The organism is Treponema parvum, assembly GCF_017893965.1.
Classification (GTDB): domain Bacteria; phylum Spirochaetota; class Spirochaetia; order Treponematales; family Treponemataceae; genus Treponema_D; species Treponema_D parvum.
Window position 1 is genome coordinate 2,473,199 of sequence record NZ_CP054142.1, and the last position, 24,428, is coordinate 2,497,626.

Annotated in this window: 23 protein-coding genes; 8 read left to right on the forward strand and 15 right to left on the reverse strand. The window is 44.0% G+C overall.

The features are described from left to right. Position 1: 1 nt before the first annotated feature. From HRQ91_RS10905 to HRQ91_RS10925, 5 genes are all read right to left on the reverse strand, one after another. Entirely contained in the window at positions 2–397 is a 396-nt protein-coding gene (locus tag HRQ91_RS10905; protein ID WP_210119560.1) for a hypothetical protein, read from the reverse strand. A gap of 113 nt (positions 398–510) precedes the next feature. Then, positions 511–1,176: a hypothetical protein gene (locus tag HRQ91_RS10910; protein WP_210119561.1), complete on the reverse strand. Its 666-nt coding sequence runs from the start codon at positions 1,174–1,176 to the stop codon at positions 511–513. Positions 1,177–1,365: 189 nt separating this feature from the next. Beyond that, entirely contained in the window at positions 1,366–2,946 is a 1,581-nt protein-coding gene (locus tag HRQ91_RS10915; protein WP_210119562.1) for a DUF5312 family protein, read from the reverse strand. 45 nt (positions 2,947–2,991) lie between these two features. Beyond that, positions 2,992–3,966, reverse strand: coding sequence for a tRNA dihydrouridine synthase DusB (dusB, locus tag HRQ91_RS10920; RefSeq protein ID WP_210119563.1), 975 nt, complete (start codon positions 3,964–3,966; stop codon positions 2,992–2,994). Continuing rightward, positions 3,966–4,742, reverse strand: coding sequence for a TatD family hydrolase (locus HRQ91_RS10925; protein ID WP_210119564.1), 777 nt, complete (start codon positions 4,740–4,742; stop codon positions 3,966–3,968). Before HRQ91_RS10925 ends, dusB begins: the two co-directional genes overlap by 1 nt. Positions 4,743–4,950: 208 nt before the next feature. On the opposite strand from HRQ91_RS10925, the gene HRQ91_RS10930 reads away from it, so the two are divergent. The 4 genes from HRQ91_RS10930 to ricT are packed head-to-tail and all read left to right on the forward strand — an operon-like array spanning position 4,951 to position 7,875. Continuing rightward, entirely contained in the window at positions 4,951–5,973 is a 1,023-nt protein-coding gene (locus tag HRQ91_RS10930) for a M23 family metallopeptidase (protein WP_246473223.1), read from the forward strand. A 6-nt stretch (positions 5,974–5,979) separates the two neighbouring features. Beyond that, positions 5,980–6,390, forward strand: a complete 411-nt coding sequence (locus HRQ91_RS10935; RefSeq protein WP_210119566.1) for a bactofilin family protein — start codon at positions 5,980–5,982, stop codon at positions 6,388–6,390. Beyond that, entirely contained in the window at positions 6,390–6,923 is a 534-nt protein-coding gene (locus tag HRQ91_RS10940; RefSeq protein WP_210119567.1) for a YaaR family protein, read from the forward strand. The genes HRQ91_RS10935 and HRQ91_RS10940 overlap by 1 nt, the downstream gene beginning before the upstream one ends. A gap of 22 nt (positions 6,924–6,945) precedes the next feature. Continuing rightward, positions 6,946–7,875 carry a regulatory iron-sulfur-containing complex subunit RicT gene (gene ricT / locus HRQ91_RS10945; RefSeq protein ID WP_210119568.1) on the forward strand — a complete coding sequence of 310 codons (930 nt, stop codon included), beginning with the start codon at positions 6,946–6,948 and terminating at the stop codon, positions 7,873–7,875. On the opposite strand, the gene HRQ91_RS10950 is transcribed toward ricT, so the two are convergent. Beyond that, entirely contained in the window at positions 7,868–8,596 is a 729-nt protein-coding gene (locus HRQ91_RS10950; protein ID WP_210119569.1) for a class I SAM-dependent methyltransferase, read from the reverse strand. The two genes, ricT and HRQ91_RS10950, sit on opposite strands and share 8 nt — an antisense overlap. Positions 8,597–8,819: 223 nt before the next feature. On the opposite strand from HRQ91_RS10950, the gene HRQ91_RS10955 reads away from it, so the two are divergent. Continuing rightward, complete coding sequence (locus HRQ91_RS10955) at positions 8,820–10,292, forward strand: monomeric [FeFe] hydrogenase (protein ID WP_210119570.1); 1,473 nt, start codon at positions 8,820–8,822, stop codon at positions 10,290–10,292. 70 nt (positions 10,293–10,362) lie between these two features. Here the strand turns inward: HRQ91_RS10955 and HRQ91_RS10960 are convergent, their stop codons facing one another. From HRQ91_RS10960 to HRQ91_RS10980, 5 genes are all read right to left on the reverse strand, one after another. Next, positions 10,363–10,740, reverse strand: coding sequence for a PG0541 family transporter-associated protein (locus HRQ91_RS10960; RefSeq protein ID WP_246473224.1), 378 nt, complete (start codon positions 10,738–10,740; stop codon positions 10,363–10,365). A gap of 66 nt (positions 10,741–10,806) precedes the next feature. Then, positions 10,807–13,974, reverse strand: a complete 3,168-nt coding sequence (locus HRQ91_RS10965; protein WP_210119571.1) for an efflux RND transporter permease subunit — start codon at positions 13,972–13,974, stop codon at positions 10,807–10,809. 45 nt (positions 13,975–14,019) lie between these two features. After that, positions 14,020–14,964 (reverse strand): efflux RND transporter periplasmic adaptor subunit, encoded by a 945-nt coding sequence (locus HRQ91_RS10970; RefSeq protein ID WP_210119572.1) that lies wholly within the window; start codon positions 14,962–14,964, stop codon positions 14,020–14,022. Next, entirely contained in the window at positions 14,961–16,379 is a 1,419-nt protein-coding gene (locus HRQ91_RS10975) for a TolC family protein (RefSeq protein ID WP_210119573.1), read from the reverse strand. The genes HRQ91_RS10970 and HRQ91_RS10975 overlap by 4 nt, the downstream gene beginning before the upstream one ends. Positions 16,380–16,407: 28 nt before the next feature. Next, positions 16,408–17,751, reverse strand: coding sequence for a TetR/AcrR family transcriptional regulator (locus HRQ91_RS10980; protein WP_210119574.1), 1,344 nt, complete (start codon positions 17,749–17,751; stop codon positions 16,408–16,410). Positions 17,752–18,089: 338 nt separating this feature from the next. Here HRQ91_RS10980 and HRQ91_RS10985 point away from each other — a divergent pair, with 338 nt between their 5' ends. Both HRQ91_RS10985 and HRQ91_RS10990 read left to right on the forward strand, forming a co-directional pair. Continuing rightward, positions 18,090–19,937 carry a proline--tRNA ligase gene (locus HRQ91_RS10985; protein ID WP_210119575.1) on the forward strand — a complete coding sequence of 616 codons (1,848 nt, stop codon included), beginning with the start codon at positions 18,090–18,092 and terminating at the stop codon, positions 19,935–19,937. Next, positions 19,930–21,057 (forward strand): DUF7954 domain-containing protein, encoded by a 1,128-nt coding sequence (locus tag HRQ91_RS10990; protein ID WP_210119576.1) that lies wholly within the window; start codon positions 19,930–19,932, stop codon positions 21,055–21,057. Before HRQ91_RS10985 ends, HRQ91_RS10990 begins: the two co-directional genes overlap by 8 nt. Before the next feature lie 252 nt (positions 21,058–21,309). Here the strand turns inward: HRQ91_RS10990 and HRQ91_RS10995 are convergent, their stop codons facing one another. Both HRQ91_RS10995 and HRQ91_RS11000 read right to left on the reverse strand, forming a co-directional pair. Then, positions 21,310–22,284, reverse strand: a complete 975-nt coding sequence (locus HRQ91_RS10995; protein WP_210119577.1) for a GerMN domain-containing protein — start codon at positions 22,282–22,284, stop codon at positions 21,310–21,312. A gap of 170 nt (positions 22,285–22,454) precedes the next feature. Further along, positions 22,455–22,844, reverse strand: a complete 390-nt coding sequence (locus tag HRQ91_RS11000) for a nuclear transport factor 2 family protein (RefSeq protein ID WP_210119578.1) — start codon at positions 22,842–22,844, stop codon at positions 22,455–22,457. A 132-nt stretch (positions 22,845–22,976) separates the two neighbouring features. Between HRQ91_RS11000 and HRQ91_RS11005 the strand changes: the two genes are divergently transcribed. Then, the gene (locus HRQ91_RS11005; protein ID WP_210117697.1) at positions 22,977–23,321 is read left to right on the forward strand and encodes a winged helix-turn-helix transcriptional regulator; all 345 of its coding nucleotides are present in this window, start codon (positions 22,977–22,979) and stop codon (positions 23,319–23,321) included. Between the two features lie 202 nt (positions 23,322–23,523). Here HRQ91_RS11005 and HRQ91_RS11010 read toward each other — a convergent pair whose 3' ends face one another. Beyond that, positions 23,524–23,817 carry a type II toxin-antitoxin system RelE/ParE family toxin gene (locus tag HRQ91_RS11010; protein WP_246473225.1) on the reverse strand — a complete coding sequence of 98 codons (294 nt, stop codon included), beginning with the start codon at positions 23,815–23,817 and terminating at the stop codon, positions 23,524–23,526. 10 nt (positions 23,818–23,827) lie between these two features. Further along, positions 23,828–24,088, reverse strand: coding sequence for a type II toxin-antitoxin system Phd/YefM family antitoxin (locus HRQ91_RS11015; RefSeq protein ID WP_210119580.1), 261 nt, complete (start codon positions 24,086–24,088; stop codon positions 23,828–23,830). Positions 24,089–24,428: the final 340 nt, after the last annotated feature.

The window sequence follows — 24,428 nt, forward strand, 5'->3', positions numbered from 1 at the left end:
CTTACCGATTGAATTTTACATATGACGAATACTGCGCCATCTTCATCTTTGTTCGCGGATCGGTATAGTAGCGCGTTCTATCCTTTGCCAAATACGTATAGCTGTAATACTGGTTTTCAACCTGAAAATCCTTAAGACAGGCAAGAAGAGAAACCATTGCGCTGCCTTGATCAAACTGCACGTCCAAGCAGGAATAATAGATCCTTACCTCGTCCGCAATGCGTATGTATTCTATTTTTACGGAAGCGGACCTTACATCCGAATGAATGTTTTTTGGCGTAATCACTTCTATGGTCGTATCTGCGGCTTTCGTTTCAGGAACATCGTTTTGTTCTTGCGCAAAAGATGCACATAACACAAATAAAAAAGATACCAATATCAAAGCTGCTTTTTTCATATAAACTCCTGTCAAGTTATAAATGCAAGGAAAATCTCAGGGCACGCGCGCGATCCTGGGATCCGGGCGCATAGCTCGTTTTCCAATAAACCGGAATTTCAGGCAAGGGTTTGCTAAAATCGGCTGTATGGAATTATTCTAATAGTTTCTACAAAAAAATCAAGGTCAACAACGTACTGTCCGGATCCGGTAGTGATGCGGGGCTGCCTTTGTATGAGAACCCTGCCGCAGATTTCTTTAGGCTTGTTTTTTATCTTAGATCTAAAATATTCCCTTACGGCGTTTTTTAACGCGTTATCGCAGGCTTCGCCGATACCGTCAAATCCGTTTTTCAAAGGAGCTCTTCCGCTGCCGTGCATTTTATCGTGTTCCGCCGCTTCCCAGTAGCGAAGATACGAAAGCATTTCCGGCGTCCTGTTAAATTCCACCCAAACTCTCAATTTGCCGTCGTAAACTTCAGGATACTTGTACAGTATTCCGCTTCTCGCATCCAAAGGTTTTATAACGTTTTTTTCAAAATATTCTTGGACGCCCCGCGTTTTATCGTAAGGTACGTACACAAAATCCCAGCCGTAAACCATCCCTTCAAGTAAATACGGGGCAAGCTCTTTTATTCGTTTTATGGGATACAAGAGAGAATCTTCAAGCGAATACCTTTTTTTTTCGTCATCATAATTTTCAGGATAAGCGTCGAGCTCCGCCCAAAGATGCAATTGTATGGATCTGTCTTGGTTTATTTCCTGTGAAAAAAGCGGCGGCAAGGCCTGCCGTAAAAACACAAAAAAAATGATATACAAAAACGGCAAGACCTTAAAACGACGACACTTTTCGATCGTACGGCAATCGCGCCGACCGTAATTCCGATCGCGACAAATAAATTTAACGTAACGACCAAACTCTAAATGACGAGAGCGTTCTATACAAAAACAAAAAAACTTTTTTAACGAAACTTCCATCATATTGCCGGATTATGCGCTTTTTACATTGATTATGGTATAATTTTTCATCACGTCAAAAAATATTTTCCATGACGGATACTGTCTTTCAAGAAGATCGGAATTATCCCTGTTCCGCGACGATAAAAGCAGAACTTTAAGGTTATCGATTATTTCGCTTTTGGCTTTTTTAGCGTCTATTAAAAGGTCTCCTATTTCCGAAGACAGGGCGAACAGAGAACTCACTTCATGCGTCATAAGCCCCTTGGCTTCATCGTTTATCCGGCTTATCAACGATGTCAACTGTTTTAAAAAATCCGCATTTTTATAGCTGTCCTGTACAAATCCCCTGATCTTTGACGTAGCGTATTCTCCGTTAGTCTCGAATTTCGCTTCAAAGGCCTTTATTCTTTCAAGACTGTCCGAGCATGTATAAACCGTAGACGAAAACTGAGTTTTGTAGTTGGGATTGTTAAAAAATCCTTCTATAACTATGCCGTTTAAAAGAGACTTTATGGAATCGCTTAAATATATCGTAAGAAAAGTCTTTACTATTTCCAAGGGTCTTATCCACTGCAGCGCGAGAGCCGAATTATCCTGAAGGTAGGCATTCAATTCGCCGTTATAACCTTCAAGTCGTTCAATCGGGTGATTGGCAAACAAGGAGTCTATTTCGCTGTTAGTCGTTTCATCCTTTATTTCCTGTTTTATGCGCCTTTCGTCCGCGTCGAAATATTCCTGCAAATGAGTGGAAAATTTTTGCCTTGCGGAATTTTTATAAGAAGCTAAATCGGGATTAGCGGAAGGATTTTCCTGAGCTACGGCTATAAGCATTTTTAAAGCCTGTGCCGTAACTATGTGATTTAAAATATAGCGAATAGTTTTAAGATGCGTCAAAACACCGTTTTTTATATCGTCCGACAGCATGTCGCCTTCTTTTATTCTGACAAGCGCAAAGATAGCATTTACGGTGGATTGAGTTATCTTAAGGTTTCCGCTTAAAAAAAACAGATCCTGCAGAGGCCTGTCCATCATTTTAGGTTCCGCAGGCAAAAATCCCGTCTCATAATTAGGATCAAGCCCGGTAAAATTCCTGTCGAATACTTTCAATATTGAAATAAAGTTAAAGTGGCAAAAATCCGCAAGCTGCATGAGATCGGCTAAAACCACATCCATTTTTAAAAAATCCTGCGTATTCAGCTTTGAAAGCAATTTGTTAACGGTTCGGCGCTGAGCGTCAAATATTTTAGAAGCGGATGCGTCGTTTTCTTTTACTTCTTTTTTACGGTTTTCATAGGACAAAGATTCCAGTTCCGCTTGCTCGTCGGCGGAAAATCCGCTTATGACCAGTTTGTCCATAAAATTTTCGTTGCGTCTTACGTCTTCGCTGTTTATGGTTACGGCAAACAGATCGTCCAGCGGCTTTGCATGAACATACAACTGCCTTACGGCTTCTGCAAAATTAGGCTGTAAGAGTCCGCCCTTGTAAATGACCGGCTGAAGAGCGCACAATTCGCTTTCCAGCTTCTTAAGCTGACGCCGCTTTTGCGCTTCGGGAGAAGGACTTGAAAAAACAGCTTCAAACAGTTCTTTAATAAATTTAAAGATTCCCATACTCTATGGTATACGCCTTTTTCATTTAAAGTCAAAGCCCAAACGTTAAAGCGCGAAAATATTTTTATAATCCTGTTCCGTAGACGCGCTGACGATTCGCCGTCGAAGCTCGGCGCCGCCTGCCGCACCTTTTGAATAAGCGCAAAAACGTTTTCTCATTTCGCGGCAGGCGGCGTTTTCCCCCTTATCGCTTATCAACAAACCCAATTCTTTAAAACCCGCTTTGATTCTTTCGTCAAAACCGATCTCTTCATAAAAATTCTTTTCAAGCAGCTGTCTTGTCTGCCTGAAAATAAACGGATGTCCCATCGCGCCCCTTGCAAACATTACGCCCGAACATCCGGTAGTCTCCAGCATAGACTTGGCGTCCTCCGGCGAAAAAACATCCCCCGAACCGAACACGGGAATCTTTTGTCCGGCAAATTCCGCTAACGAACGCAAAATGTTCCAATCGGATCGGCCCTCGTATCCTTGCGCTCTTGTGCGCGCATGAAGCGTTACGGCCGACGCACCCGCATCGATTACAGCCTGTGCAGATTCTTTCCAAGTGATATGCTCCGCGTCCCATCCGGAACGGATTTTTACTGTAACGGGAACTTTTTTGTCTACGGCTTTTACCACTGCGCTCACGAGAGCAAAAAGCTTTTCAGGATCCCTTATGAGCGCAGAACCGGCTCCGGTTTTTATTATCTTGGGTACGGGACAGCCTGCGTTTATATCTATGCAATCGGCGCCCGTTTTTTCAAGCACTAAGCGAGCGGCCAAAGCCATCATCGCGGGGTTTGAGCCGAAAAGCTGCACGGCATAGGCCTTTTCATTCGGAGCTTTGCGCATAAGAATTTCCGTCTTAGAAGAACCCCGCGTCAACGCTTCGGATGAAACCATTTCCGTGTAAGTAAAATCCGCACCCCCGTCCACACAGACGGAACGGAATGCCATGTCGCTGTATCCGGCCACGGGGGCTAAAAACAAATTTCCCGGAAGCGTCAGAGAACCTATCTTTACAGGATGATAAAGCATTACTCAGGCAAACGGAAAATCTTGCAGCTGTTTTTCCACAGCTGGGCGCTCAATTCTTCCAAGTCCATTTCCAGCATTTCCGCAAGGAACCGCGCTGTGGACGGAAGATATTCGGGCATACTACGCTTTTTTTCTCTGTATTGGGCGGGCACCATAAAGGGGCTTTCCGTTTCCAACAGGATCCTGTCAAGAGGAATATTTAAAACCGTCTCGTGCAGGTTACGCGCGTTTCGGTACGTAAGGTTCCCTGCAAACGAAAAATAGACGTTCATGCCAAGGCACTGCTTTGCATACTCGGCGTTTTCCGAATAACAATGAAGGATAGCGCCGGCGTCAGGGATGCGTTCGGAAAGGACGGCAAAGACGTCTTTACCGGCGTCGCGGTTATGAACGACCACGGGCATATTGTGTTTTTGCGCCAATTCAAGCTGAGTGATAAACAGTTCTATCTGAGAGCGCTTGTCTCCGAACTGTTTAAAATAATCGAGCCCCGTTTCGCCTACGGCGACGACATTCGGCAATTTTAGAGAGTCCTCAAGCTTACGGACCCAGTCGTTGCCGGGATTCGTAACTTCGGATGGAGCTACTCCTACCGCATGATAGATTCCAGAAACGGATTTAAGACTGTTGTATACTGTATCAAAATCGTGAAGACTGTTGTTTATGCTTACTATTCTGGTAACCCCGGCGTTTTTTGCTTTCTGAATCACGCGGAGCTGTTCAATGGGATCATCATAAATTAACCCTATATGGGCATGTGTATCAAAAAACTGCATGGCTTTTCTTCCGGAAATATTGAATTAGAAGGCGAATTGCCTCTGGAGCCATAAAAGCAAATCCGCAGATTTATATACTTTTATCCTGTACTCCTGCCGATAAAGATAACACAGGTTCCCTATACTGTCAAATATTTGCCTTTGACAAGGCGATTATTTCTATGTATACTCTATGCTAGATAATTCCGTATTTTTTTGGAGAAGAATTTTGCCGAGATCACGCAAATTCAGAACGCACGAAAAAAGATTTTCCCTGTCGTTTTTTTCCATCGTAGGAAGAGGAATAAAGGCGATAGGTAACTTTTTTGTTTCCGTCTTTCACATATTCGATAATAAACTGACCGTTATGATCGTTCCTCATTCTCAGGGAAAGGTTATTAATTTTCAAACCAATGTTTTTGCCGTTATTTTAGGGCTTACCGTCGTTACGGGAATCGTGTTATCGTTTTTTTACTTTAACAAACAAGCTGCAACCACAAACAGCGAAATTTCAAGGCTTATGAACGAAAATCGGCAAACGATCGCCAGCCTTGACGAACTTAGGGATGAAAACAACAATCTGCTTCAAACAGCCAAGCGTTTTCAAGAATCGCTTTCGCAATCTCTTTCAATTTTAGGAATGGATCAGTCCGATCCTATTTCAAAAGCCGCCATAAAGGACGGAGACCTGTCTTCGCTCTTCGATTCTCAGGGCACTGCGTCGGGAAGTTTAAGAGAAGCGTCCGACATACGTCAGCTTACCACATATCTTGACAACGCCGTTCAGCCGCTGGAGCAGATCGGGAAAATGCTGGAAAGTCAGAATTCACTGTTTACGGATATTCCGAGCATTTGGCCGGTGCAGGCAAAAAACGCCCACATTTCAATGGCGTTCGGGCCGGCGATACATCCCATAACCGGACAGTGGTATATACACAAGGGAATAGACTTTTCCACATGGAGGTCGGGAGATCCCATTATCGCCCCCGCAAACGGGCAGGTTGTGACGGTAGGTTACAACTCAAGCCTAGGCAACTATGTGATCATCAAGCACAAATACAGTATTTATACCCGCTACGCCCATATGTCCACCATTCGCGTGCGTAAAGGGCAGATGGTTTCTCAAAAAGACGTCATAGGGCTGATAGGCAATACCGGCGTAACCACCGGACCGCATCTTCACTACGAAGTGCACATCGGATCCGACGTGGTCGATCCTATGAAGCACATAAACGTAAAACTTTCAAATTAAAATATTATGAATTTACATGCCGACGACATTTCCATAAATACTTTTATAGGCCCCGGATCCGTAATATCCGGCGATATAAGAGGAAACGGATTTATGCGTGTGGACGGCGACATAGACGGCAATCTTGAAACAAACGGCAGCATAATCATAAGCGAAAAAGCCCGTATCCGCGGTAATGTAACTTCAAAAGCGGCGATAATAGGCGGCATAGTTATCGGCGACGTTTGTGCAAGCGAAAGCGTACGGCTCCTGACGTCTTCAGCCGTCATAGGCGACATTGTGACACGGCGCATACAAATCGAAGATAAGGTAATATTTCAGGGACACTGCATAGCCGTTGACGACGAATCGTCGTTTAACGAAAAAACGGAAAGATTCTTAGATGAAAAAGCCGTCAGGAGCAAGGTCATACATTAATGAACCCGATAGAGTCCGTCAATAATCCTTCTCTGTATTTTAACGCGGCGCAGCAGGCGGCAGCGGAAGCGAAACGCAAAGAAAAAACGGCTTCGGCGACAAGACCGGCCTTTTCAAAAATTCTGTCGCAGGACACGGACGAAAAAAAAATTATTTTAGAAGCGGAAGGGCTGCCGCCTGAAATAGCGGGGCTTTCACAGGAAGAAGCGATCGTCTTTTTAAAGGACGCCGTAGATTCGGCGGGAGACGCTTTTGCCGAAAGAATGACGGCGGACTCTTTTTCAAAATATAGAACCGCGATAAAACAGTTTATGAATTTTGTCGTAAAGCAAAATTTCGATGTGATAAAACACCCGCGAGCCGGATTTAATCGCAAGGGTAAAAAACGCGATCCCGCCGTGCAGATACAGCTGATAAACCGAAAACTTGACACGCTTGCTTCCGACCTATTATATAATCATATGGATAAGCTTAAAATTTTGGCAAAAATAGGCGAAATTAACGGACTGCTTGTAGACATGTGGGCAGTATAAACTTAACACAGTGAGTAAAATAATGAGTGATATTTTTGAAAGCGATATAGATAAAGAATCTCTTGACATAAACGCTCTGGAAGATCCTTCCGAATCTTATGCGCCGGCTCAGGAAAATGAAAATTTTGTTTATCCCCAACCCTTGTACAAACTGAAGCTCGAATATTCATGCGAAGGCGTTTATGCGATGACTAAAGATCTTCCTCAGCTTAAAGAGGGAGACTTTGTCATAATTCCCACCCGTTACGGCAAAGACATGGCATGCGTTATGGGACAGGTTTTTGTGCCCATGGGAATAAAACCTTCGGATATTGTAGCTATAGACCGCGTTGCGACGGTAGAAGACCTGGAACATGTAAAAGTTTTAAAACAAAAAGAAAGCGAAGCCCGCACGATATTTAAAGACAGAGTAAAAGCTCATAACTTGAGCATGAAACTCATATCGACGCATTTTTTAGCGGACGAACAAAAGGCTCTGTTCTTTTTCAGCTCGGACAACAGAGTAGACTTCCGCGAACTGGTAAAGGATTTGGGCTCGATCTTTAAAATGAGAATAGAGCTCAGACAAGTCGGCGTGCGTGACGAATCAAGGATAACGGGGGGCTTGGGCGTATGCGGCAGACCCTATTGCTGCCATGCCATATCGGATAAATTGCGCCCCGTTTCAATCCGTATGGCAAAAGATCAAAATCTGTCTCTCAATTCGGTAAAGATATCGGGTTTGTGCGGAAGGCTTTTGTGCTGCCTGTCTTATGAGTACAATTGGTACGCTGAAGCCAGAAAAAAACTGCCGTCCGAAGGCGTAACAGTACACTATGACGGAACAAAATTTAAAATCATAGAAATCAATTTTATTTCATCGATGATAAAAATGAGCGGCGAAGACGGCCGAATAATCGAAATAAACGCAAACAGGTTCAGCCGCGAAAACAATTACTGGAAGATTAACTGAGAACTGCGATCAGATTCAAAGATTCCGAATCGAATTCCTTTCTGTCATAATCGCCATAGAATGTAAAATCGCTGAATCCCGCCTCCTTTCCGAATTCTATTATTTCAGCTTTTTTTAAAGGGTATATCTTTACGTTTTCAAAGACAGAACACATGCGGCCGTTGCCGGTTTCTATTTCTTGCGAAAAAGATTTCGAACCGTCGGCTTGAGTAGTTATTTTTGTTTTAAGTTTCACCCTGATATTGCTTATCTCAGGCAGCTGTTCTACGGTTTCTTTAAAATGATCGAAATTGATCATTTTGATAATGAATTTTCCGTCCTTCGAAAGGAGCCCTTTTACATCGAAAAAAAATTTCCGCAAAAGAACGGCGTCGCTTATCATCTCTATCCTGTCGTCAAGGCATGAAATCACGTTGTAAAACGACTTTCCCAAAAAGCGGCTCATCTCAAGCGTAGTCATCTGAAAAAAACGTATGGACATTAAAGGCGTTCTCCTTTGCCGATTGGCGCAATCCGCCAGTTCCTTAAACGGCTCGATGCCGGTAACGTCCTCCCCTTCCCTTGCAAGATAATTTTCAAAAATGCCCGTACCGCACCCGATTCTTAAATATTTTACAGGTTTTTTTAAATTTTCCGTTTCTTCAGCATAAAATTTTTTTTGACTTTCCGTTACGGGAAATAATTCATCGTAATATTCAACAATGTTTTCAATCCTCGCCATGCTGATTTAATTATACGTTATAAAAGTGAATTTGCAATTAAATTCAGGTTTGCGCTGCGGGCAGCGGTCTGCGCTCGTCCGACACCGGCGCCGCCGAGCATACAAAAATCGCAAAATATATTAAAATGCATTTAAGATGAAAATCGGGCGGTGTGTTGGATATTAGGAGACAAGACATACCGCTGTAAAATGCGGAAAATTCAAAACGAAGGGGAAACAAAAAATGCTGAATATCAACAACAACGCCGCAAACGTAAAGCGGGATATTCTTGTTCAAATCGCAAAGGCACAGCTTGAAGGAAAACTTGCCGAAGCCGTACACTTTATTCCAAGAAAAATGGCGCCGGTCGGCGGGAGATCCATACGCTGCTGTATATTTCACGACAGAGAAATTCTTCGCATGAGAGTTTTGGCAAGGCTAGGCTGGTCGGTAGAAGACTACAGCGACGATAAACCTCTTGCCGAATATGCAAAGGAAGCTCTAAAAAGAAAATCACCTTCATGGCCTATGTTGACCGTTCTTGACGAAGCCTGTAACGCGTGCGTCAGATCTCATTACATGGTCACAAACGCCTGTCAAGGCTGTTTTGCCAGGCCGTGCATGGTAAACTGTCCCAAAGACGCCATTCACGTTGAACGTCACGCGCACATCGATCCTGACAAATGCATAAACTGCGGACTATGCATGCAAAACTGCCCGTACCATGCAATAATAAAGATTCCCGTACCCTGCGAAGAGTCCTGTCCCGTGGGGGCGATCACAAAAGACGAGTCGGGTAAAGAGCGGATCGATTACGATAAGTGCATTTTCTGCGGCAACTGTATGCGCGAATGCCCCTTCGGCGCGATGATGGACAAAAGCCAGCTTGTGGACGTCATAAAACATATCATAAAAAATAAAAAAAAGGTCGTAGCGCTGTATGCGCCGTCGATAGCAGCTCAGTTCAAGTCAAAGCCGGGTCAGCTTGAAGCGGCCCTTTTAAAAGCGGGCTTCAGTGAAGTCCTTGAAGTAGCTCTAGGCGCCGACATTTGCGCAGATAAAGAAGCGAAGGAATTTGCCGAGCGCATGGAACGCGGCGATAAAATGATGACGACTTCATGTTGTTCGGCGTATTTCCGTGCAGTGCAGATCCACGTCCCCGCCTTAAAACCCTGCGTTTCAAAGACGAGAAGTCCTATGCACTACACCGCCGAAATAGCTAAAAAAAAGTATCCAGGATGTATAACCGTTTTTATAGGACCTTGCCTTGCAAAAAGACGGGAAGGTTTCGACGATAAAAAGGTCGACTACGTTCTTTCCGCAGAAGAAATTCACGCCCTTTTTATTGCCAAGAGCATCAATTTCGAAGAGATGCCCGTCGTTCCCGCCGAAAAAATTCCTACGGCAAGCGCCAGAAATTTTGCGGTTTCAGGCGGTGTAGCGCAATCGATAAGGGTAAGGCTGAAGGATAAGTCCATATTGCGCTCTACCGTAATAAACGGATTGGATAAAAAAGGAATGCAAACTCTTTCCATGTACGGAAAGATAAACGAAGGTGTTGTTCCTTATCCTGCTGAATGTCCGAATCTTATCGAAGTCATGTCCTGTGAAGGAGGCTGCGTAGGAGGGCCGTCCGTGATAATGAATCCCAAAACGGCGACGACGTTAATAAAACCCTACGTTTCTGCCGGCAAAGACGACCTGCAAGAGTCATAATTTGACCGCTCCTCGGGCGGTTTCACCCGAAACCGTCACGAAACCGCCGGGAGCGTTTCCGCGCGAAGTTCTACCATTCTTTTGCCTTGCTTGCATAGCATGCAAGGCCTTCTCCTACATACTGTTTTCTGAGATCTCCGATAAGCTCCCGTATTTTTTTAGCATCGTCCTTAGTGCAGTAAACGATAAACATAGTATTCAGCTGCGGCCAGATGGAATCTCCGAGCTTTGGAACGCTGTAGCCCGACCCCATAACGGAAGGAAACTGCGTATAACATTTGATCTTTTTATATTTAAATCCTTCGAGCATATCTTCCGCTATCGATTGAGAACAGATAATTTCAAGCCGGTATCGTTTTATCTTCTCTTCTCCGGTGTCCGGTATGTCGTGTAAAACGGCTTCGCTCTTTATGTCATTCTTTTTCTTTTTTTCTTTCTTTTCTTTCATAGAAGTTTGTCTCCTTGCGCCGCGTGTCCATCACCGGACGGTGCATTTTGCCGCGCCCAAACGCAGCTATGCGTTTTCTTCCTCAATGCGCTTTAATTCTTTAACACGAGCCCTTTCATTTTTTCTGTTAAAAAGGTTGTAAACTACGGGCATCAAAAACAGCGTCATCATCGAACCGAATGTCATTCCTCCGAAAATCGTAAGACCGATGGGCTGCATGGATTCCGAACCTTCGCCGGGAAAAAATGCCATAGGTATCAAAGAAAACACTGTTGTGAGCGTGCTCATGAGTATGGGTCTGAGGCGGTTTCCGGCAGCTTCAACACAGGCGTCGTCAAGGGCTCTGCCTCTTTTGCGCAGAATATTGATCTGATCGATAAGCACTATACCGTTGTTTACTATCGTGCCTACAAGGGTTAAAACGCCCATGATCGTCATTATGCTGAACCTCTGTCGCGTAATTCCGTAAATAGCGGTAACTCCTATAAAGGACAGAGGGATTGTAAACATTATTATGAACGGACTTTTAAACGATTCGAATTGACTTGCCATGACGGCAAACACAAGCACAATCGCCATTATGATGATCGCAAGGAAATTCATAATCGCTTCCCGCATATCAGCCAAGTCTCCCGAATACGTTATGTTCAAATCGTCTTCCATAAGAATGTTTTTATCTATAAGGTCTTTTATTCGGTTCTGCACGTCTCCCAAAGAAAGTCCGTCAACCTGTTTTACGGTTACATGCGCTATGCGCGACTGATTTTCCCTGAAGATCGTTACCGGCGCGGTATTCTTTACCGTGTGAGCAAAGTTCGACAGAGGTATTCTTGTTCCGCTGTTGTTTCTTACGTATATCAGGTCAAGATCCGTAACCTTTGCACGGTCTTTTTCGGGCAGGCGAACGACGATGTTAATCTCTTTTCCTCCGTCGTCATACCGGCTGGCTCTAAGCCCGTTTATGGCGCCGCTTATTTCGCTTCCGATTGAAGCTACGTTCAGTCCCAACTCGTACATGCGATTTCTGTCAAGCTTTATTTCCAGCTGCGGAAGCCCTTCTTCAAGATCGCATGTCACTTCATTAACAACGTCGGCGGCCTGCGTCTTTATCAAATTCATAACCTGATTGGCCGTCTTTGCCACAAGGCTTAAATCGTTGCTTTTTATGTCAATGCTTATACCGCTGTTGGCCGTATCGTTGTTATTCGTTCCGAATGTAATCGTAGCTCCGGGGAATTTCGTAAAATACGGGCGGAGCTTGTCTTTTGCCGTTTTGTCCGTATCCCAGCCCTTTTGGCGTTCGGCTTTAGGGTATAAGGTAAGCGTCAAAGAACCTTCGTTCGTCGTCGCGCTCGAAGAAAGCATAGAGTCGCCTCCCGCCGTAACGGTTGAAAATTTAATTCCCTTGATTTCCTGGCGGGCAATGGATTCCATCTGCTGTACGTACGCTTCCGTAACTTCCAGCCTGGTGCCTTTAGGAAGCTCGAATTTTACAGTCACCGTATCGGAAGAAATTTCAGGCATGTATATGAATCCGACTTTTGCCGCTCCAAAGATCGCACCTAGAAAAATAAAGATCATCACTACGACAGTAGCCGCCTTATGTCTCAATATTCTTCTGACCGAAGAAGCATACGCTCCGTCCATTTTTTCAAAAAAGATGCCGAGCGCACGATTCAACTTACCGAAAAGTGTGTGCGTGTTGATATGCGAGCTTTTACCTAAAACAAGGTATTTTGCGCTTAAAACGGGAACAAGAGCGATGGCAACGAAAAGAGAACCCAATAGCGAAAAAACGATCGTAAACGCAAGATCGTTAAAAAGCTGTCCCATAAAACCGAGCCTCGAACTCAGCATTATCATGGGGAGGAATATACAGATGGAGGTTAAAGTGCTTGCGACGACGGAAGTTATCATTTCCTGAGCGCCCAGCGTCGCGGCGACCGACGGCTTTGCATCGCGTTCCCTGTAAACAAAGATGTTTTCAAGAACGACAATGGAATTGTCTACAAGCATACCCACGCCTATGAGCATTCCGCCTAAGGAAACCATGTTTATGGTCATTCCGCGAAGGAACATGAGAAAAAGCGTAATTAAAAATGAAATGGGAATTGCAAGTCCTATTATGACAGTACTTTTTATGCTCCTTAAGAAAATAAGCAGGACTATGATGGAAAGAATCATTCCTTCCGTTATGGATTTAAACACTTCAATTATAGTCCGTTTTATTTGGTCGGTAGTATTCGACGATTCGATGACTTCAACGTCACCGGGAAGGGATTCCGTTATGTTTTTAAGAGCCGCTCGCACGTTCGCCGCGGTTTTTACGGCGTTTTTACCGCTCTGCTTTTGCACCAAAAGCATTATGCTCGATTCTCCGTCAAGATATGCGGCTGTGGAGCCGTCTTCGTGTCCTTCATACACATCGGCAATGTCGCGCAGCAATATCTTTTTTATGCCGCCTGACGCAGCGCCGCCGGCGGAGGAAGCCATCGCATAAGATATTACCGTATTACGCACGTCTTCTATGGATTTGAATTTTCCGTCCGTCTTGACGGAATAACTTAACTGTTCGGACTTTATGTTCCCGCCCGTAGCTTGAATGTTTTGCGCGCCTATCATTTGAGCCACTTGCGAAACGGTAAGTCCGTAAGCGTCAAGTCTGTCGCGCGGAATATCTACGTTAATCGTTTTTTTGCGGCCGCCCATGATCATTGCGGAAGCGACTCCGTCTATCTGTTCAAGCCGCGGAGAAATAATATCCGACGCGTAGTCATAAAGTTCGTCGGAAGAGCGCTGCCCTTTTAAGACCAAATGCATTATAGGAATCATTGACGGATCAAGTTTTATCGTAAGCGGAGTATCGGCGTCGGAAGGAAGATAGCTTCTTACCATATCGATTTTATCACGCATATCGTTCGCCGCCGCGTCCAGATTCGTTCCGTATTCCATTTCAAGAATTATGAGACTTAGGCCCGTAGACGACTGCGACCGCATTTTTTTAAGTCCGCTTAAGCCCGAAAGAGAACTTTCGAGGGTTCTCGTTATGGAAGCTTCCACTTCTTCAGGACCTGCGTTTTTATATCCGGTATAGACGATAAGATACGGAATGTCTATCTCCGGATACATATCCACATTGAGGTTAAATATGGAATAAACTCCCAATGCCGAAAGTATTATGAATACTAATAATGCCGTTACAGGTTTTTTAACGGACGCCTCTGATATAGACATATTGATTCCTCTTTATAAATTAAGTTGAAAACCGAACGGTAAAAGCTATTCGTTTAAAATGTTCACGCTCGCTCCGTCCACCAAGACAGTCTGTCCGCGTACAACTATTTCGTCTCCTGATTTTAAGCCCGCTGTAATTTCAACTCTTTCATCCACGTGGATCCCTTGGGTTATTTCCTGCATGTGCACTACGGCGGGAATCCCTATTTGGTTTTCCGGCCGTTTACCTTCTTCTCTGTTAACCACAAAAACATAAGATTTATTGTCCCGGGCGATTATCGCGTCAAAAGGCATGATTATGACGTTTTCAAGTTCTTCGGTTATGAGTTTTATACGAGAATACATTCCCACCTTTACGCGGGGATCCGGTTTGTCCAAGCTGAGTTTTACCTTCATTGTGCGCGTAGTCGTGTCAAGCACGGGACTTACTTCAAACACGTGCGCTGAAAACGCTTCGCCCGGAAAAGCGTCAAAGCTTATTGCGGCCGTTTGTCCTTTTTTTATGCGCGAAACAAAGCGTTCGGCAATATCCGTATGGATTTCAAGATTTCCTATGCTGCTTATCTGCCCGATGGAAACCGAAGATCCAACCATTTCTCCAACGGAATAGGGAAACAGTGTGATTGTTCCCGTAGTGGGCGCTTTTACAGGATTTTCGCTGTAAGTCATGCCGGGCCGGCTGGGATCGATGTACGCTACAATCTGATCTTTTTTAACAAGATCCCCGACCCTGACCATAATGCGCGAAATTTTTCCGTTAGTGTCCGGCATTATGTTCACTAACGAAGACGCCACGATGTCTCCGCCGAATTCCAGATAATCGTCCAAGCGGCCTTCGGTGATCTTGTAAGTATTTACGGCAAAAGACGCGGTCGCATTTTCTTTTTTTTCTTCGGCGGCCTTTTTGCAGCCGGCAAATGCGCCGAAAAAAACCGCCGCAAGAACTACGGATAAAATAATCTTTAATCTTGATTGATTTATCTTTTTCATTTTATTTCTCCTGTAAGTTGTGTGTTCAATATGTATTCAAGGTCAAGCCGGTATGAAATATAGTTGTACTGCTCGTTCAGCATACCGAGCTTTGCCTGATTTAACTGGGTTTCCGCATCGCGCAGGTCAAGCAGTTCCGTGGTCCCGTTGCGATAAGCGATCGCCGTCATATCGTATGAGCGCTGAGCAAGTTTTATATTCCGTTCGTTTGATTCTATAGCTTCCTTAGCCTGAGCAAGGCTGTCTGCGGTTTTACGCACGATAAGTTCGTTATTTTGAATGAGAGTGTCGAGTGAAACTTCTAGCTTACGGATGTTATCTTCTATGTCCTTAGCGCTCTGTCTGTTAGCGGAAAAAGGAAGAATGTCGGATATAGTCCACGCGAGCGTAATGGAAAAATTTCCGTTATCATAGCGCGAATCGCTGTCAGTCCACTTTCCGCCCGTCATCAAAATCGGCTGATAGTTCCATCCTAATGAAAGCGCCGGCGTAAAAGAGCTCAAATTGAGAGCGTTGAGATTGAGTTTTAAAACATCTATGTTTCTTTTTATGTTGAGGACGTCAAGATTATTCATTCCGTATTTGGGATAAACCTCTTCGGCATCAATGTTAATAAATTTGGGAGTTATTTCGCCTACGAGCTCGATCTTTGTGCCTACAGGCATTCCCAAAAGAAAGGCAAAGGAATCGAGCTGCTGCGATAAAGCTTGCCGCTCTTTATCCACATTCGGCCTTTGGTTTTCATAGGTAACCTGTGCCTGCAGCATCGAAAGTTCCGGAACCATACCGTTTTTATAATTTACTTCCGCCTGCAGAGCTCTCTGGCGCGCATTTTTTAAACTGGTCTCTTGAACTTTTAAATTTTCCTGCTGCAAAAGCAGGGCGTAAAAAAGTTTTCTGATATTGAGTTCGTTTTGCTTTGAAGCCTGCGTCCACGTTATCTTTCCGCTTTCAAAATTCGCGTGCGCAGCTCTTATCCGCTGTATGAGAGCAAGGCTTAAATTTAGCGAAACGCTTATGTTGCCTATTCCCGTCCAGCGGTCTTTTTCACTTTCGTAACTGCTGGGAATGGGAACGTGATATATTGCATTTGCGATAATATCGCCTGCGCCCGGAACATAATCATTCGCACGACTCGCGGTTCCCGACACCGTAAGCGCAGGCAAAAAAACGTTCCACGAATACTTACTGGCGCGCTCGGACATTTCCAAGTCGATCCTTGCGCTTTTTAAAGTCCTGCTGTTTTTATTTGCGTAATCCACCGCCTGTTCGATCGTAAGAATCACCGGCTGCGTTTTAGCTTCTTTTACTGCGCTCTGAGCCGCTGCCGGAAAAAGGCTTAAGATCAGCACGGCTGCCGGAAAAATGCAGCAGAGCAAAAATCTTTTTCCTGATTTTTTTATCGCCATTGACATAAGTCTACTGTCTCCTTCAAGATAATTTTCAATTCGTATCACTTGTTAACCCTCTCTGCATAAAATCAAAACACAGTTTTACTATTTCATAACAGTTTTCGTCGCTAAGATTGTGAATGTTTTTTCGCATGACGATCGAAGAAGACACGACGCTGATCCACGTAAAAAATATTCTCCTAGTCATTTTAAACGGCAGTTTGTCAAGCTGTTCCGCCTCGTCTACGTCGGCGGACAATTTGAAATTTTGCAAAGAAAAATCTTCATGCTCGTACTGCTCCGGAATTATCGATCCTGACATTCGTGTCCATCTGAATACCGTAAGAATATCCTGCCGTGCAAGAAAATATTCTGTGAGTGCGCGGAAAAATACGTAAGCTAGTTCCGTGCTGTCCGTAATTTCGCCGCACACCTCGTCCAGACTGCTTATCATTAAATAAATCTCTTCTGTCAATAATTTATGTATCAAAGTCTTTTTAGAATCGAAATATGAATACAAACTGCTCTTCGCCATGTTCAGCGTATCCGCCAAGCGCTTCACAGTGACGCCGGGAAAGCCGTATTTGTCTATCACTTGCGACAGCGCGCAAAAAATTTTATTGGCCGGAGGAATCTTTGAAAGATCGATATGGGCTTTTTCGTCAAGTTCCTTCATGCGCTCGTAAGACAGGTATCGCTGCGGGCTGTATATTCCGAAATCAAGTAAGTCCGCTATCGTCTCAGAATCAAAAGCTGGCTCTTGCAAAACATATTTTTCAAGACAACCTGATTCCGCCTGATCGGAGGCGGACGATTTTTTTTGGCCTGAAAGCGATAATATTAAAAAATATGCTACGGAAATAAACGCATATGAAATGGCGGCGTAATTTTTCAGATTAAACACGGAAAAATTTTCGGGCGAATAATTTACCCCGAACATACCTCCCAGCATCTTAAGCGAAAGTCCTTTTTCTTCGAGTTTTTTGCTCAAAAGGAGCGTCTGTTCCCTATAGTCTTTTATAGAAACTGCGCTGTGAGAGAGCATGTAAAATAAATACTCCGGATATTCAAAATAAGTCTTTACCGTGTTTCGAAGCACAATCCGATACAGCGAAACGTCTTTTGACCATATGGCAGCGGTAAGATCCTGCTTTATTGAAATTATATAATCCGCCACGTCGTTAAAAAACCTGTTCTGCATTGCGCAAACAAGATCCGCCTTATTTTTAAAATGCCTGAATATGGCGGCCTTTGATATTCCGGCTTTTTTTGCAATGTCGTTAAGAGAAACCTGTTCGTAGAGCGGAGTTTTAAAAAAAGAAAACGCGATATCTAAAATTCTTTCTTTTGCTGACTGTCTTTTTTGACAGCTCTTGCAGGCCGTTTTTACCGCCACAGGATTTTCACTCCGATCAAAAATATTTGCGGTCGTCTGGAAAAAACTCGAATTTAGCGTTTAGCGTTTTTCGGGATACCGCTGCACATGTTACCGATCATTCGGTAACATGTAAAAAATATACACATAATTTTTATCAGTGTCAACTGAATGTAAGTTTTGCATCAAAAACAGGCGGTTTTTTAAAACGAAATGCTCAGGGCGAGGTTCCGGTTGCGTGCCGCAAACAGAAGCGACGCCGAAGCCAAGTCAGCCAAGCCGACCGTCGGCTAAACGGTGTCCCTGTTCTTCTTCGTTTGCTTGAATACTCAGGGCTTTTTGCTGTATCATCTGCAATTATGAAAACTTCACAGACCGTATTATACACGCTGCGCGATCCCCCTGCCGACGCAGTGATCGCAAGCCATCAGCTCATGATGCGTGCAGGGCTCATCAAAAAACTTGCCAACGGACTTTACGCATACATGCCGTTCGGGCTGCGCTCATTCAGAAAGGTTGAAAACATAATACGCGAAGAGCTGGACCGTGCAGGCTGCTTTGAAATAAAACCCACTGTAATTGTTCCCGGCGATTTGTGGAAGGAAAGCGGCAGGTGGGAAACCATGGGCGGCGAAATGCTCCGCGTAAAAACGCGAGGCGGCCAAGACATGGTAGTAAGCCCCACGGCCGAAGAAGCCTTTACATATCTATTTAAAGACAGCATTACAAGTTACAAGCAGCTGCCCGTAATTCCCTACCAGATAAACACAAAATACCGCGATGAAATCCGCCCACGCTACGGAGTTATGAGAGGAAGAGAATTCGTTATGATGGACGCCTATTCCTTCGATGCGGATCAAAAGTCTCTTGACGAATCGTATGAAAAACTTTCCAAAGCGTATCGCAGGATTTTCAAGCGGCTCGGGCTTACTACGATTCCCGTAAAGGCCGACACCGGCGCTATGGGCGGCTCGGGTTCCGAAGAATTCATGGTGGAAAGCACTGTCGGGGACAACACGCTCATCTTATGCCCCAAATGCGGTTATGCGGCTAATGTGGAAAAAGCTTCCTGCAAACCGGATATCGCAACCGATGTTAACGGAGAGCCGCAAATAAAGACTGAAAAACCGATCGAGAAGGTTTTTTGCCCCGGAGTTGAGACTATCAAACTCATGGAAACGTTTTTTAAAATGCCGGGAAGGCAGTTTATAAAAGTTCTGATCTATAAGGTGTTCAACTCTTCGCTCGATCTGCAAAATGCGCCCGGCGGAAAAACATTTAAACGAGAAATGGAAAATACCGCACGGCCCTATTATCCCGTCAGTTTTTTTGCGGTTGCCATCCGCGGCGATTTGGATGTAAGCGAAACAAAGCTGGCTTCCGTTCTTAAAGCAAGCGGAGCCGAACTTGCTTCCGAAAATGAAGTGATCGAATATTCCGGTGCGCCGCACGGCTTCGTAGGCCCGGTAGGGCTCACAAAACTTCCTCTCTTGGCCGACGAAAGCGTTATGATCATGCGGGACGACGGTAAATTCGACGTCTGCATACACGACACGGTAACAGGCGGCGGCGAAAAAGACTTTGACAATATGCACGTTGAACCCGGCCGCGACTTTATTCCTTTTATGACCGCAGACGTGCGTATCGTAAAAGAAGGAGACTGTTGCCCTGAATGCGGACAAAAATTGTATACTAAAAAAGGCAACGAGCTGGGACACATATTTAAGCTGGGTACGAAGTATACTAAAGCTATGAACGCAGTCTATCTTGACATAAACGGGAAGCAGCAGACCATGCTCATGGGTTGTTACGGCATAGGCCTTGACCGAACTCTCGCTTCGATCATAGAAGAACATCACGATAAAGACGGGATAATTTGGACAATGAGTACGGCTCCATATCAAGTAGTCATAGTCCCTATAAAATACGAAGGCGACATGAAAGAAGCCGCAGACAGGATATACGACGACCTTGTCGCCGCAAAGGTGGAAGTTTTATTGGACGACAGAAACGAACGACCCGGGGTCAAATTCAAAGACATGGATCTCATAGGAATTCCGATAAGAATAGTCGTAGGTGAAAAAAATCTTCCCGAAGTTGAAATAAAACTTAGATCCGAAAGTGAATCCCGCCTGGTGTCCTTAAAAGACGCATCAAAAATAGCCGCCGCAACAGTTCACGCGGAACTTGCAAAGCTCAATGCGTAAGCTGATTTTTGCCGCCGCCCAAGCCGTTTTTTGTATCCTCTTTGCAGCGGCTCTTCCGGGCATAGATCCGTATATTCCGGACGTTTCAGGTGAATATGTCTATTACAGGGACAATACCTTCAGCCGTAAATCCTATATAGGTTTTTTATATTACGACGAGGCAACTTACGCCGCCCGCTATTACGCTCCCGGAGACAGGGAAAAACAGCTTCCTGAAAAGTCCGTGGGAATATTATTCAGCGTGGATCCCCTGTCGGATCACATGGAAATGACGGGCGAAAGATTCTTAGACACTATCACGCCGGACGATACGGATATAGTGAACTACCTTCACGATATGGTGTACGAATTCAACGCACGCAGACAGAAGGCGGGAAATATTTCTCCGGCTGAAGTCGCTTTGGAAAAGAACTTCAGCGAACAAGGAGCCGTCGTTAAAGACGATTTTATGCAGTTCGGAGGATACGTCTCCATGCTTTACGACTACGCCGTTCCTCTTTTCAATTTAAAGCGCATCTCCGCCTCAAACGGAGAAGTCTTGTTGGAAGCGGTTACGGCGGGGCGTCTCGTCTCTTCCGAAGACAATTCATTTTACGATTTTACGGGCTTTCCCGAGGTTTTAAAAGATTCAAGCGACAAGCAAAAACTTTCCGTTCCCGCTGAAAAGAAAAAATATACGGTAAATATTTCGGACACGGTGCAGGAAATCACTTTGGATTCCTTGTGGACTCAATCTTCGGGAAACGTATGGGCTCTCGGCGACGACGCGGTTTTGTCCGTAAACGTCATTTTTATCCCTGAAGACATAAAGGAAACATTTTCGGATGTGTTACAGCGAAATATGATTTTAAGCGCTCAAAATTCTTACTCCGCTTGGGAAAAACTTGATTTTTCCGCTTCGTCCTCATCTCGGACAAGGATGAGCTTGTCGAGTTATTACTATCAAAACAAAACGGGCGTCGTCCTAAGAGATTTTAAGATCATCACAAAGATAAGCGAAGACAAATTCGGATATGTTTCCATGACCGTCTTTGACGATTCGTACGTAAAAAACCGCGCTTATTTCAATCAAACGCTTAAGACCTATACGATTGTGAATTCCGCACAGCAGGCGCCGTGAACGCCATCGGCAAAATTAGCACTCTCGGCGCGGTGAGCCGTTCGCAAAATCGATACAACCGGCGTGGCCGACGCCGTGAGCACCATCGGCAAAATGCCGCAGTCAGCACGATAAACTCAGCCGGTGAAATTAGCGCAGCCTCCCGAGTTGCCGCGACGAAAGTGGTCGACGAGCGCCCCCTGCCGTAACAAGTCCTGCTGCTACGGCGAACCCTGCCGCGACAAGCCGATCTAAAACCGACCTCTTATCGCTTTATTTGGAAAAAGACGACCTTGCCAAAGGGGAGCCTATCCAAACGCCTTCGCTTCCCAGATAGTCTTTTTTTTGCCCTTCAATTAAAAATTGAACGCTGTCGACCGTCGAAAAAGAAGTGGCTGTGTACACGATCTGCATAAGCTGACCCAAATATCCTTCCACGCCGTAAGGATTGTATTCGAATTCTTCGCTGAAATTGAGAAAGGCAATTCCGTTTTTTACGGAAGCGCCCAAAAGGCGCGTTCCTGAGGGAATCAAAGACATGTAATTTGCGTTGCGCTCTTGGAGAGATGGGCCTGAAAGCAGCGCTTCTAAGGCCGCCGTTAAAGGAGCGTCTCTTCTCAAAGATGTGCGCTGCACTTCTTTTTTGCTTATCGTGCCGTCGGTATCGATCGAAACGAAAAACATGCGCAAATTTATCGCAGAAGGTGAAGGAGATGCCTGATTGGATTGCGGGCGAGTCGAAGGCGTCGTTCCCGACTGATTTACGGAAGTTGAAGATACGTTCGTGTTACGTGCGACGTCCTGTTTATTGTTTTGTCCGGCTGAAGCGACATTGGTCAGGCTTTCACCCGCCGCATTCAAAGCGGTGTTTTTTGCTTCGCTCGTAACTGCGGAAGTGCTTTCGGCGGTTCCTTGAGTTTTTTCGGATGTTCCTTCGGACGGTGTTTGCGAACTGTTATGTGTGCCGGGGGCAAGAGGAGTGCCGGAAACCAAAGGTGCGTCCGACCCCTGCACGGAAGGTTTTTCTATCTCTATTTCCAAAAGTCCGTTGGATTTCGGCGGTTTTTTTTCAGTATAATTTTTTACAAATTCCGGAGTGGTTCCGAATATCCGCTCAAAAAAACCCGTCGATTTTAAATTTCCTATGATCTTATTGCCGTTTACCATAAAGGCTATTAAGACTATGAGGGCTGCTACTATCCAACAGGAAAGGATCAATCCCGATCTTTTTTTATTGTTTTCAGACATAAAACTAGTATAATTTATCCGCCGCGTATTATCAAGAAACGGATGGAAAACAAAAAAATAAATGCCAAAGACAATGCCTTGCTAAAGCGGCGGGTTTAATACCCCGACGCTCGCGTCGGGGTTGTTGGTTTACTATGATGAATTATCTGTAACACGGAAAAATTCTATACTTAGCCCCAAAATTTATCTTCTGCCGATTGTTGTTCGGCAAAAGTCCATACTTCTTGTATCTTGCCGTTTTCTATTTTGAATAGATCAATGCCCGGATCATTTAGCTTATAAGTTCCTCTCTCCGCTACGGAAACAACACTTGCAGCAACAAAACATTCGTTGCTCGCAGCCCAATTGGTAATAACTTTAAATGTGCTGCCGCTCCTTTTTGCAAATTCTCCTAAACGCTCACCCAATGCTTGTTTCCCTGTAATCGTACCTGAAAGCGAACTTTCGCCTCCCATGTGCCATACAATAGTATCGGACAGTGTTGCAAAAACTCCCGCAAAATCACCTTTTTCCAGTGCATCTCGGTAAGCATCAAAGACCTTCATTGTTTCATTTTTCATAAAATTCCTCCGGTAAATATTTAGAAGTGGGTCTCCCTTCTTTAAGTATCATTATAGTCTTTAATCTTGATTTTGTAAGTACGAACATTTATAATACATAGTATCAAAAATAATACTAATAAGGGATTTTTCATGATGTCGATTTATGATAAGTGTCCCTTCGCTACTACTCAAAGAGTATTGCAAGGGAAATGGGCGATTATAATTTTATATCATCTGAGCACGGGCACAAAAAGGTTTAATGAACTTCAAAGATTAATGCCTACAACAACTCGAACTGTTTTAACAAGGCAACTCCGTCAGCTTGAAAAAGATAAACTAATCGACCGCAAAGTCTTTGCCGAAGTCCCGCCTCATGTTGAATACTCTTTGAGTAAATTGGGAACTCAGTTTCAAAAAGTATTAGACGAGATTGAGATTTTCGGTTTGAATTATATCGCCGAATTAAATAAAATGCAAAAAGGAAAAAGCAGGTAGAATTTTTATCGATACATTACTTTTTATATTGAAACCTGTTTATGGAATAATTTTCAATCTATAGAATGCTTGAAATATCACGAGTTCGTATATCGCACGTTTTTATTGTAAATAAATGACCTGCTCGGTGGTCTGTACATCCGCTTAATCTGCATTTGCGGCTTTGCCGCAATGTCAGGTTGAAGCGGGTGCTAGATTTTATTTATATTAAATTATTATAATCTCTTTTTGCGTAAAAAATACGCATTATTGAAACTTCTTTTTTGTCATCATCAATCAGATACAACGCAATATAATTTTTCTTAAAAAGAAACCTATGATATCCTTCCATTTGCAGTACCAAATCATTACTTAAAGGATACATATACGGATTATCTTCAAGGTTTGTTTTTACCTCCAAAAATTCTTCCAGCAAACTGTCAGCAGCCTTAGGATTGCAGAGCATATCAGAAAGATATGTTACTATTTCCGACAAATCTTGTTCTGCTTTTTCCATGATCCGAACATTATAGGCCATGTTTCTCCCTTATACGGGAAACTGTATCCTCGACAGAAGAATATCTGCCGTTTTTCATGTCTTGCTTTGCTTCTTCAAGCTTACCATAAACATTGGAAAGAAAAAGATTTTTTTCATAGGTTTCCATACTCATAATTACCATGTCTCCATAACCGTTTTTTGTAACAAAAATAGGCTCTTTATCCTCATGGCATATTTGTGAAATTGCTGTAGTATTTTTTAAATCTCTTATCGGAACTATTCTTGGCATTTATATCTCCCATAAAAACTTTTGCAGGAAATATCAATTTCCGAAAAAGTTTTTAACCGTGCGCGCCAGCGCACACGTTCAATAGTCGAGTTTGCGAAATAACGTATATCGTATTCATTCGATTTTATCGAAACGGCACGTATACACGATTTCTGCAAACATCCGAGCAAACTCGAGATAAAAAGTGTCGGCGATATTTCAGACGACACTTTTTATCATGTCTCCTTGTGGGATTATTTTACCACAGATTTAAATATTTTGGCTATAAGAAATGGAGAACTTTTTTCTTGCATAATCAACTGCGCTATTTAGTCAACACAAATTTTTTACAGGTTTAAAG